An 11,447-nucleotide genomic window follows, 5' to 3' on the forward strand; every position below is an offset into this window, starting at 1 on the left:
CTATGTCAGGTCCTTTTTATTCGTTTATCTGACTGATAGCTCATAAACGTAATGATAAGGCCAATAAATGTCACAGCTGCAGCAAATAACGGAACAAGCTGTAAATGTGTGATGTCGATAGCAAGACCGCCAAGCGCTGCACCGCCGGCATTCCCAATATTAAAGGCAGAATGGCTGAGCGTCGATGCGAGTGTCGGTGCTTCATGTGCCATGTTCATCGTGCGGTATTGCAAGGTAGGAACAAGAATAAATGAAATGATTCCCCAAACAAATATGGTCAGCACGGCAGGCACTTTGAATTCGGAAGTGACTGTAAACAATAACAGGACAGCAATGAGTAGGATCAGTGTCACCATAATACTCGGCATCAGCTTCCAGTCAGCAAGCTTTCCGCCAACTAAATTCCCGATGGTGACCCCAAGTCCAAATAGGACAAGGATGAGCGTTACCCCATTTTCCTGAAAGCCAGTGACTTGCAGCAGGATTGGGCTGATATACGTAAATGCTGTAAATACACCAGCAAAACCAAAGATGGTCATCGCAAAGGAAACGAGTACCTGTGGTTTTTTCAAGACGGATACTTCATTTCGAATATCGAGTACTTCTTCATTCGACTGATTCGGAACTAAGCTGATGATACCCATTAAGGAAATGAGACCAATGACGGCAATGACTAAAAAAGACATACGCCAGCCGAATTGATTTCCGATAAAGGTACCGAATGGCACACCGAGTACATTGGCTACTGTCAGTCCTGTAAACATGAAGCTGATCGCACTTGCGCTTTTCTCTTTAGGCACAAGCCGTGCAGCCATAATAGCTCCGACGCCAAAGAACGTTCCATGAGCAAATGACGTTAAGATACGGGCTGCCATTAATAGACCATAAGAGGTCGAGGCAGCGGCAGCAGCATTTCCCGCCACGAAAAGAATCATTAACAGAATGAGGAGACGTTTTCTCGACATTTTCCCAGTCGATAACGTTAATATAGGTCCGCCAACTGCGACACCAAGTGCGTATCCAGTAATCAGCTGTCCTGAAGCAGAAATTGATACATGAAGATCGTTTGCGACATTTGGCAAAAGTCCCATGATGACAAATTCAGTCATGCCAATGGAAAACGCACCGAGTGTTAATGCAAAAATAGCAATGGGGAAGCGTTTCATGATGTGATCACCTTTCTAAACAAATACATAAAAAAGCTTCGGAAAGATCCGAAGCCTTAAGAGTTTATCATACATGGAAATAAGACGCCAGCTGCTCGTTTGCTAAACGGTTTCCAACAAAGAAGGAACCGAATTCGCCGTAGCGTGCACTGACTTCATCAAAGCGCATTTCATAAACCAATTTTTTAAATTGAAGCACATCATCAGAGAAAAGGGTAACGCCCCACTCATAATCATCAAAACCAACAGAACCTGTAATGATCTGTTTTACTTTTCCAGCATAGCTTCGGCCAATTAAGCCATGGCTTCTCATAAGAGATTTACGCTCATCCATGGAAAGCATGTACCAGTTGTCATTGCCAGAACGTCTTTTATCCATTGGATAGAAGCACACATATTGAGAAGAAGGAAGCTCTGGATATAGGCGCGCACGTACATGCGGGTTCTCGTAAGGATCGCCGCCATCGCCGCCTCCTGCTAAGTAGTTGCTGAGCTCAACAACTGAAACATACGAATAAGCCGGAATCGTAAATTCTGCTAGTCGTGTTTTGTTGAATTCAAGTTCAATTTCACCTAGTTCTTCCATTGTCGGACGTAAAATCATGAGCATAATATCTGCTTTTTGGCCGACAATACTATAGATTGTTTGGCTTCCAGCTTTATCTTGCTCAGCTGTTTTCCATTTTTCCAATAGACCTGTGAACTCATGAATAATGGCTTGGCGCTCATCACTTGTCAGCAGCTTCCAAGCTGTCCAGTCGATCGTTCTAAAATCATGCAGCGCATACCAGCCATCTAGTGTTTGAGCTGCTTCATTTGTTGTATGTTGTTCGCTCATTTCTTTCACTCCTATTAACAGTTTTCCATCTGTTCCAACTATAACATAGTTTGTCCAAATGGAGATGTGATCAAAACTTGAACGAAGAAAACAGCTTTTATCAAAATTGATTAAATTAGTTTGAAAAATAAGAATTTAATTTGTAAGCGCTATAATATAAGTTGGTAGTTTGAATTTAGGTAGAAGAAGAGTATGCTTAAAAGAGAACGCTTTTTTTGTAAAATCAAGGAGGGTATTGTAGTGGCAGATATTTTTTCAACAGTTCAGGAAAAGGTTGCAGGTAAAGGAGTAAAGATCGTTTTTCCTGAGGGAATGGACGAACGCATTCTAACAGCCGTTCAAAAACTAGCAGATGGCAAAGTATTGCAGCCAATTGTGGTAGGTAAAAAACAAGAAGTTGAAGCAAAAGCAAAAGAATTAGGTCTTACACTTGATGGTGTTGACGTGTATGATCCTCATACATATGAAGGTTTTGAAGAGCTTGTACAAGCTTTCGTAGAAAGACGTAAAGGCAAAGCAACTGAAGAGCAAGCAAGAAAAGCATTACTAGATGAAAACTACTTCGGTACAATGCTTGTGTATAAAGGTCTTGCAGACGGACTTGTGAGCGGTGCGGCACACTCAACCGCTGACACAGTGCGTCCAGCACTTCAAATCATTAAAACAAAAGAAGGCGTAAAGAAAACATCTGGCGTCTTCATCATGGCTCGCGGCGAAGAGCAGTACGTGTTTGCTGATTGTGCAATCAACATTGCTCCAGACAGCCAAGATCTAGCTGAAATTGCGATTGAAAGTGCAAACACAGCAAAAATGTTTGATATCGAACCACGTGTGGCAATGCTTAGCTTCTCTACAAAAGGCTCAGCAAAATCAGACGAAACAGAAAAAGTATCTGAAGCAGTTCGCATTGCAAAAGAAAAGGCACCTGAGCTTGTACTTGATGGAGAATTCCAATTTGATGCAGCTTTCGTTCCTTCAGTAGCAGCGAAAAAAGCGCCAGATTCCGTCATCAAAGGCGATGCCAGCGTATTTGTTTTCCCTAGCCTCGAAGCTGGAAACATTGGCTACAAAATTGCACAGCGTTTAGGTAATTTTGAAGCTGTAGGTCCAATCCTGCAAGGCTTAAACCAGCCAGTAAACGATCTTTCAAGAGGCTGTAATGCCGAAGACGTTTACAACCTTGCGCTTATCACAGCAGCTCAAGCACTATAATGATCTCGACAAAGACAGCCAGTACGATAGATTCGTGCTGGCTGTTTTTTTGATGACAAATGTGTACAATATAGGGGGAAAAGAAAAATTTGATCGTAAATAAAGCCGATAGAATAGGCAGGTGCTATAATGGACGATTTCATACATAAGCTTCAGCATAAGGTCGCGGGATTAACAGAGGCACAAAGGAGAATTGCAGATTATATCGTGCACAATCCGATGGAGGTCGCGTTTTTAACTGTAGATAAATTGGCTTCAAAAGTTGGGACGAGTACAGCTACCATCATGAGATTCTCTGCTGCTGTAGGGTATTCCGGTTTCTCTGAGCTTCAAAAAGAGCTTCAATCAAACATGAAGCATAAAGCTGCCCCTCAAACGAGACTTGAAGCGAACCTCAAGCATTCAAACAAAAGTAAGCTTCTGCATAACCATGTAGAGCTGCAATTTCAAAATATCCAGTATGCTTTAGACAATATCACGGAAGAAACCTTTCAGCATATTGTTGAAAAAATAGCCAGCTCCCGCCAGGTTCTGTGTACAAGTGTACGAAGTGGAAGACCTGTTGGCGAGTATCTGTCATTTGGAATCAATCGGCTATTGGGGAACTGTCAATATATTGATGCGGACAAAAGCGACTGGGTGGATGATCTCGTTCATTTTCAAGCTGATGATTTCATTATAGCGGTCAGCTATCCTCGCTATGCAAAGCGTATAAAGGACTTGCTGGAGGCAGCGAAGTCATATGGAGTGGAAGTGCTTTTAATTACAGACAGCTACAGCTCTCCACTAACTAAGTATGCACAATATGTATTACCATGTTCCTCAGCAAGTGTGGGCTCTCATAACTCTGTCGTATCTGCTATCTTTATCGTAGATTATATTTTAAGTGCCTTAGCCATTAATGACCCTGAAAGGACAAAACCACGTTTAGATCAAATTAATCATATGTTAACGAAAATGAGTTATCACACAACACATTAGTCGTGTGGTGACTCATTTTTTTCATTTAATTTTTTTGAAAGCGCTTTACTAAATGAAATCGAGATGGTATGATCGTGTCACGAAAGTAATATATATTACTTTAATAAAATTAAATGTAATGAATATAACTCAAAGGGGATGATGGAAACAATGAGTACTGTTCAATTCGTGTCAAATGATCTAATAGATCGGGCAAGAAAGCTTAACTCAACCTTGCTGTCAGACGTGATGGGATGCACCGGAGCGATGGATCATCAAATTAAACCTGTTGCAAGAGGCATGAATATAGTAGGGACTGCTTTTACCGTTAGCTTACGGCCAGGGGATAATTTATTTCTTCATCATGCGATCTACTCTGCTAAAGAAGGAGATGTACTGATTGTTGATGGAAAAGACCATAAAGGTCATGCATATTTAGGGGAATTGATGGCAGGTGTAGCAAAGGCTGTAGGAATAGAAGGAATCGTGATTGACGGGCTTGTTCGCGACAAACTTGCTTTAGAGGAGCTGGCTTTTCCAATATACAGTAAGGGGTTTATGCCAAACGGACCTTTTAAAGATGGTCCTGGGGAATTGAATCAAACCATCTCGTGCGGCGGTGTCAAAGTAGCACCAGGTGATTTAGTCATTGCTGACGATGATGGAGTCGTCATCGTTCCACAGGAGAAGGCGGAACACATGCTGACACTAGCAGAACAGAAACAAGCGTATGAAAATCAGAGATTAAAAACGATTCAACAATATATGGACGAAGGAAAGCAAGACATCAGTCTCTTAGCACCTGCATGGTTGGCAGGCAAATTGAAAAAATTTCAGGAATAGGGGAGAATCGGTGATGAAGATAGGCTTTATCGGTTATGGAGAAGCAGCATATGAGCTATCAACGGGATTGAAAACAGAAGGATTAGATCAATTTTACGCGTATGATGTACTATTACAAAATGAGAAATTAGCTGGAGCGTTGAAAGAAAAAGCATCGCAGACAGGAGTTCAATTAACCAGCAGTATTAGTGAAGTCATTGAGAAATCTGATATTGTCATTGCTGCTGTGCCAGCGAATAAAACTTTAGAAGTTGCCCAATCTGTATCGGGAAGTTTGAAAGAGAATCAAGTATATGTAGATGTATCGGCATCAACACCAGACATCAAAAAACAAGTGGCAAACGAAATTGAAAAGCAAAAAGCTCTATTCGTAGATGCTGCCATGCTAGGGCCTCTTCCAGTCAACAAACACAAGGTTCCGATCACGGCAAGCGGCAGTGGAACTGACCAATTCATGAAAGTATTGAATGCTTATGGCATGAATATCACAAAAATCAGTGACCAGCCAGGAGATGCTTCTGCCTTAAAGCTGATCAGAAGTGTTTATATGAAGGGAATCGTTGGTCTCATGATTGAATTTTTGGAAATTTCCAAAAAATATAATGTGGAACAACAAGTGATTTCTTCATTAAGCGATACAATGGATAGCAAAAGTTTTGAAGAGACCATGAACCGTCTTGTGACAGGGAGTGCATTACATGCAAAACGACGAGCGATCGAGCTTCTTGGCTCTATTGAAATGTTAGATGAAGCAGAGGTTGATGCCAGCATGTCTCGGGCAGCGCAACAGAAGCTAGAGAGATTAGCAGACTTTCAATTCGTTGAACGGTTTAATGGGAAAAAGCCGGCCAGCTGGGAAGAAGTTATTGACGTGATGCAGCAGGGGTAATAAATTGTAAGCGTTTTATTTAACCAAGGGGAGGCGAAAAACGATATGGGTTTTATTGCGTTGATTGTATTCATAGCTGTCATCATTATATGGAATGTCGTCGTGAAACGGAATATGGGAGAAGCCATGCTATTAGGCTTTATTGCAACCACATTATTTGGCGGATTGGATGCATTAAGACTTTTCTGGGATGGATTAAAATTTGCATCCACATATGAGGTGCTCTATGCAGCTGTCGCATTTGTATTCATGGCTTATTTAATTGAAAAGCTGGAATTAATTCATGCACTCTTGCGAATCTTAAATTCGGTTGTAGGTAAACTTCCTGGTGGAGCGGCTTATATGAGTACGTTAGGCTCAGCAGTCTTAGGTGCTCTTTCAGGTTCAAATTCTGCAAACACAGCTGCCACTGGCTCTATCACGGCATCTTGGATGATTAAATCAGGCTGGAGCCGAACCCATACAGCGACCATTTTAGCAGGGAATGGCGGACTTGGAGCGGCACTGCCTCCAAACTCTTCCATGTTTATCATGCTGGGGTTTGCACCAATTGCAGCCCTTGTATCTGAGGGAGATTTATATATTGCGCTTCTCATAGGAGGACTGTATCAAGTCGTATACCGATTTATTTTGGTGTATATTCTGGTGAAAAAGAATAAAATTCAGGCCATGCCGCCAGATGATATTCTTCCTTTTAGGGAAGCTGTGAAACAAGGGTGGAAGTCGATCTTTATTTTTTTCGGTGCCTTGATTCCTATCATTATCACAATTGGTCCACTGGCAAACTACTTAAAAAGTAATCCACACATTGGACCAGAGGCAATGGATCAAATTTCTTTAATTACGTGGATTCCGATTCTCATGATGTTGATTAGTTTAACGATCGGGAGAAAAAAGGCGTCTGCACTTGATTGGTCTCAGTTTTTCAAGTCGGCCATTCCTAAATTTACAACGATCGGTGCCTTGATGCTGTTTGCTGTTGCGGCAAGTCAGGTGCTTGCTGAATTAGGATTGGCAGAAGATTTGACGCAAATCACATCAGTACTTACCATTCCGAAATGGCTCATGGTACTCATTGTGGGAATTCTTGTCACGCTGGTGGCTGGACCATTATCTTCTACAGCCACATTAACAGCTGTTGGACTTGTCTCGTTTTCAGCTTTAGTCTCAGTCGGAGTGGATCCAGTTGTAGCAGTTGTCGCCATTCTTGCTTTTTCATCGACAGAAGGCGCTTCCCCGCCGGCATCAGGATCGATTTTCATTGCTTCTGGTCTTGCAGGAGCCAAACCTGAGAAAACCTTTATACCACTGATTCTCTACTATATGCTGCCGATCGTGGGAATTGGCTGGCTCATCGGAATGGGAATACTTCCAGTATAGAAAGGAGAAACACATGAGAGCATTAATGGAATTATTATTTAAAGTGCTGCTTGTCCTGTTCTTAACGTCAGGAGCCCTGTTGGTATTCGGTCAAATACTAGGGATTCTCTTGCAAAAGGGAGATATGATTATTGCGAGTACGAATCTATTCAAAAACCCAACACTGGTGTTAAGTGCCTTTTTTAGTCTTGTTGGTTTCTCTCTCAATTATATTCCTGAAAAGAAAGACACCTCATTTAGCGATCATCCATCAGCAACAGCGAGTGATTCGCTCAAATAAGCAATATACAGCTGGATTCAGAAAATGAATTCAGCTTTTTTGTGCGCAAGAAATAGGTATTAAAACCCAATACATACGATTCATTTTTTGGTAAATTCACTTTCAATCATATGCCTCTTGTGCTAGTAAATGGTAACATAACGGAGGACTATTTAAGGGATAGAGGTGTTTGACGATATCTGGAGCAATCATCGGTTATAAAACAGCATTGTATTCATTAAAGGCAGATATATCTATAAAAAAAGAACAAATCATCGAACTCAACATGTGCCGCAAAGAAATCAAAGAGGCAAAATCAACCCTGTCAGATGCCAGCAAGAAAATCACTCATCCAGATCTGACATCACATACATGGTTTGGCCATTTGGCAGACACGTTTGATGACATTCGAGACGAAATGGCTTCCGCCAGTCAGGAAATAAAAGGTGTACAGCTAACCAATCTATTAAATCGAATTGATGAGAAAATTAGTGATGTCACATCGGAGATTCAATCGTTAGAACATGAAATTCATTCGGTTGAAAGAAAAATAGAGAAAGAAAAGCAGGAAGAAAAAAGAGGGTAGTCACATGACGAGAGAAATTAAAATAGATGCCAGTCAGGTCAAACGAGTATTACAGCAAGCAAAACAATCAGGCGCTCAAATGAATGCAGCCCTTCCAACAACCATCAAAGGAAGAAATCAGCTCCTGACAGCAGACTCATTAGAAAAGATCAATCAACAGCTGAACGAATTAAGTAACTCCTATATAGGCATCCTTCAGAAACAGCTTGTACAAACAGAACAAGCGGTGAACACCATGATTGAAACGGACAAGGCGCTTGCTTCTAGCAGTAAAAGAAAATAAAGGAGAACGCAATGAAAACCCTTGACGCCTTTGCGCTAATAAACGGAATAGATCAAACGCTGAATACGTTAAAGCAGCAGTCACAGCAAATCAGCTCTTTAGAAAAACAAATCCATCACATCATCTCACTCGATGGCGCACTAAAGGGAGAGGCAGGACAAGCCATCCGCGCCTTCTATACAGAATGCCATATTCCCTTCCTGCAATTCTTTCAGGTCGTCATTGAGGAATATAGCGCTGCATTAAAAAACACAAAGCAGGCTCTTCACGCACTAGAATCAAACGAGCACGGCTTTATCTCACAAGCGTTTATCGAAGATGATCTTGATCAAGGCTTAAAAAAAGCTGAACGTACGATTTCTGAAATCGTATCAGAGGTAAACCACGCCATCGGCAGAGTTGGTCATATTGTTCACTTGCCAAGTGTAGACGAATCAGCTTTTCAGCAAAATTATCAAAAGGCATGGCTTGAGACCTCAAGAACCATTGGTCTGCTTCATGCATTTGACAGGGAGCAGACAAGTGCTTTACATGAAACCAAAAGCTCCCTTCAAACAATGAAGCAATACATAGATACCTTAAGTACCATGTTCACCGGCCCTAAAATCGACATCACGAGCTATCAAAAGGGATCTATTTTCAAAGATGGAAAAGAAGAAAAAGTAAGCAGCACCATCAGTGGATTGAACGACAAAATAGACAACCCAAAAGACAATCCAATGATCATCATGCTGAAGAAACTAAAAGAGAAACAACAAGCGAATGTGGAGACGGTTGTTCGGAATGACACCCATAAAAACATCAGTAAACAAATCACAGCAAACGATTCGTCACTTACGACATTGCAAAGGGAAGCCGTGAACGGGAAAAACAAGATTCATAGAGATATCAGGGTCATAAATGGTAAACTATTCAACGTAAAAGGCATTAAAAAGTTAAAAGAATTCGACATCGCAGATGAAGTCGTCACAGACCCATCGGATATTGATTTTATTGGCGGAAGATACACCGTTTACGCCAATAAACAAATCATCCGAACGTATATCGCAAACGGCGAAATAAGAATAGAAGAAGTCGACAAAATTCCAGAAAGCCGCAGCCGTGGCAATGCTAAACGCATATTAGACGGTGAAGTCGTCTCAACCACCGAAAACATCATCCTAGAATACAGCGGCATCTACGACGGCTACCGAGCCGTTACTGGCAAAGACCCAGAAACCAGCCAAAACATCAGCAGCACAGACCGAGCCCTATCCGCAGCCTCTATCATCCCAATCACGAAAATAGTGAAGGTTGGGAAATATATTTTTAGGTTGGATCAAGGGAAGAATGTGAAGAGGGTTGAAAAGACGGCTAAAGGTGCGGGTGACCTGATTAAATTCAAAGGTGATCAAGCTATTATTCATTATGAAAAGCATAGTAAAGAGATAATGGATGCAATGGGTAAAAATCAATACAATATCAAAAATTACCTTAAAGATGCAAATCACGTTATTCAGAAGGGGAAATATGTACCAGAACTGAATGGTTATGTGAGGCTTGTTGGTGGAAAGGGAAGTGCAAAATATGGTTTTGTTGGGCTTGATAGAAAAACAGGGAATATTACCACATTTCATATAAAATCGGTTAAAGAACTTTCTAAAAAAGCACCAAGTTTAGGGATAAAAACAAAGAAGTAAAAAAAGGGTGATCGTATTGAAAATAAAAAAAATAAACTGGATTTCACAAGAAGCTTCAGAAGCTGAAGTGATTGTAACAGATGGTGAACTGGAAATAATGTGTTTTGCTCAACCATTAAATTACCTTGAAGAAAGTGAACTATTAGAGCCTATTTATTGTTTAGATGTGTCAGACCTAGTGAAAGCTGAATTGTCAGAGTATAGAATTGAAAAATTAGATGATAATTTTAGCTATAGTTTATTAGGAAAATTAATTGATAAGCATGATGAAAAAGTGAGAGTAGGCGGACTTTTATTAGAATTGGATAACAATTTACCAGGAGATATAAATGAAGGCGATTTTATAAGTTTTAATTGTCAACGACTTGATATTTATTAGTAAGAGATGATGTCTTTAAACCCTTGAAAGTCTAAAAACTTTTAAGGGTTATTTGAAATATAATAATAGTTGAATTGATATATCTGTTGAAGAACGATAATGATCAGATACACTCAGGGATTGCTTGTTGAATTGACAAGAGAATAAAAAATGCAGATTCTTTAGGAGCGTTCAATGAACAAAAAACAAGAACTAACGAAACAGATCCAAACGGTCATCAACATCCTAGAAAAAAACTATTCCCAAAAAATCAATCAAGGTGTTCTCCAATTAATATACAAAAGATATAAGGATGCACAAAGGATCATTCAGAACAATGAAGATCTCCAAAAGATGTTGATTATTGGCGGGGTAAGAGCTTATTTGGATAGTTACAATGATTATTTAAACCCCTTTCTAGATGAATTACATAAAGCAGAGAGTTTGCTAAAAGAAATGCTGTAATAGATAAAATGGCTGTCTATAGTTCTAGATGAGGCTATTTTCTTTTAAAGATGTATAAAAGGGTCATGAAAAAATCAGCTGCTTAACATAGAGGAGGCACTTAAAATGCTCAATTTACCTCAAATCCTAAATTTGCAAGTGAACAAACCAGCAAGTGACATACATATCAATGAGGCAGAATCCCAGTTAAACATGGTGCTGCCCCATGCTTATAAGGAATTGTTGAAACAGACAAATGGATGTTCTGTTGGAGGCGATGTTCTGCTATACGGAACTGAGGACATAATGGAACGCAATGCAACGTGGGAAGTCCATCATTATGCCAGCGGCTATGTAGCCATTGGAGACGATGGCGGCGGGCGAGTACTTCTCATGCGGCTGGCAGAAGAGGAGAAAAAAGTGTGGATCGTCGATGCTGGTGTGATGGACCCTCAGCATGCGGAATTGGTCGCTGAAGACTTGTTGAGCTGGGTAAATGAGGGCTGTTTCATAGAGGTTTAGTCTAATAAGGAGATGATCGATTTGCCGT

The 11,447-nt window shown here is 40.6% G+C and carries 14 protein-coding genes; 12 read left to right on the forward strand and 2 right to left on the reverse strand.

Going from position 1 to position 11,447, the window contains the following annotated elements; genetic code table 11:
* Window positions 1–5 precede the first annotated feature (5 nt).
* Together V6Z54_RS08950 and hemQ are read right to left on the reverse strand one after the other, a co-directional pair.
* Window positions 6–1,166: an MFS transporter gene (locus V6Z54_RS08950; protein WP_338527942.1), complete on the reverse strand. Its 1,161-nt coding sequence runs from the start codon at window positions 1,164–1,166 to the stop codon at window positions 6–8.
* 67 nt (window positions 1,167–1,233) lie between these two features.
* On the reverse strand, window positions 1,234–2,004 hold the full coding sequence (gene hemQ / locus V6Z54_RS08955; RefSeq protein WP_024423793.1) for a hydrogen peroxide-dependent heme synthase: 771 nt from the start codon (window positions 2,002–2,004) through the stop codon (window positions 1,234–1,236).
* Between the two features lie 240 nt (window positions 2,005–2,244).
* Between hemQ and pta the strand changes: the two genes are divergently transcribed.
* From pta to V6Z54_RS09015, 12 genes are all read left to right on the forward strand, one after another.
* Entirely contained in the window at window positions 2,245–3,216 is a 972-nt protein-coding gene (pta, locus tag V6Z54_RS08960) for a phosphate acetyltransferase (protein WP_024423792.1), read from the forward strand.
* Window positions 3,217–3,345: 129 nt separating this feature from the next.
* A complete protein-coding gene (locus V6Z54_RS08965) occupies window positions 3,346–4,197 on the forward strand; it encodes a MurR/RpiR family transcriptional regulator (RefSeq protein WP_338527943.1) in 852 nt (283 codons plus the stop codon).
* A gap of 150 nt (window positions 4,198–4,347) precedes the next feature.
* Window positions 4,348–5,019 (forward strand): RraA family protein, encoded by a 672-nt coding sequence (locus tag V6Z54_RS08970; RefSeq protein WP_338527944.1) that lies wholly within the window; start codon window positions 4,348–4,350, stop codon window positions 5,017–5,019.
* A 13-nt stretch (window positions 5,020–5,032) separates the two neighbouring features.
* Window positions 5,033–5,908 (forward strand): prephenate dehydrogenase/arogenate dehydrogenase family protein, encoded by an 876-nt coding sequence (locus V6Z54_RS08975; protein WP_338527945.1) that lies wholly within the window; start codon window positions 5,033–5,035, stop codon window positions 5,906–5,908.
* Between the two features lie 45 nt (window positions 5,909–5,953).
* Window positions 5,954–7,288 carry a TRAP transporter large permease subunit gene (locus V6Z54_RS08980; protein ID WP_338527946.1) on the forward strand — a complete coding sequence of 445 codons (1,335 nt, stop codon included), beginning with the start codon at window positions 5,954–5,956 and terminating at the stop codon, window positions 7,286–7,288.
* Window positions 7,289–7,301: 13 nt separating this feature from the next.
* Window positions 7,302–7,568 (forward strand): hypothetical protein, encoded by a 267-nt coding sequence (locus tag V6Z54_RS08985; protein WP_338527947.1) that lies wholly within the window; start codon window positions 7,302–7,304, stop codon window positions 7,566–7,568.
* A gap of 175 nt (window positions 7,569–7,743) precedes the next feature.
* Window positions 7,744–8,133, forward strand: coding sequence for a DUF5082 family protein (locus V6Z54_RS08990; RefSeq protein ID WP_073978976.1), 390 nt, complete (start codon window positions 7,744–7,746; stop codon window positions 8,131–8,133).
* 4 nt (window positions 8,134–8,137) lie between these two features.
* Window positions 8,138–8,416, forward strand: coding sequence for a YwqI/YxiC family protein (locus V6Z54_RS08995; protein ID WP_073978845.1), 279 nt, complete (start codon window positions 8,138–8,140; stop codon window positions 8,414–8,416).
* An 11-nt stretch (window positions 8,417–8,427) separates the two neighbouring features.
* On the forward strand, window positions 8,428–10,095 hold the full coding sequence (locus V6Z54_RS09000) for a T7SS effector LXG polymorphic toxin (protein WP_338527948.1): 1,668 nt from the start codon (window positions 8,428–8,430) through the stop codon (window positions 10,093–10,095).
* 16 nt (window positions 10,096–10,111) lie between these two features.
* Window positions 10,112–10,474, forward strand: a complete 363-nt coding sequence (locus tag V6Z54_RS09005) for a hypothetical protein (RefSeq protein WP_041088606.1) — start codon at window positions 10,112–10,114, stop codon at window positions 10,472–10,474.
* 174 nt (window positions 10,475–10,648) lie between these two features.
* Entirely contained in the window at window positions 10,649–10,918 is a 270-nt protein-coding gene (locus V6Z54_RS09010) for a hypothetical protein (RefSeq protein ID WP_041087765.1), read from the forward strand.
* A gap of 105 nt (window positions 10,919–11,023) precedes the next feature.
* A complete protein-coding gene (locus tag V6Z54_RS09015; protein ID WP_041087768.1) occupies window positions 11,024–11,419 on the forward strand; it encodes an SMI1/KNR4 family protein in 396 nt (131 codons plus the stop codon).
* Window positions 11,420–11,447: the final 28 nt, after the last annotated feature.

The organism is Bacillus sp. MAG717A (genome assembly GCF_036884855.1).
Lineage (GTDB): Bacteria > Bacillota > Bacilli > Bacillales > Bacillaceae > Bacillus > Bacillus safensis.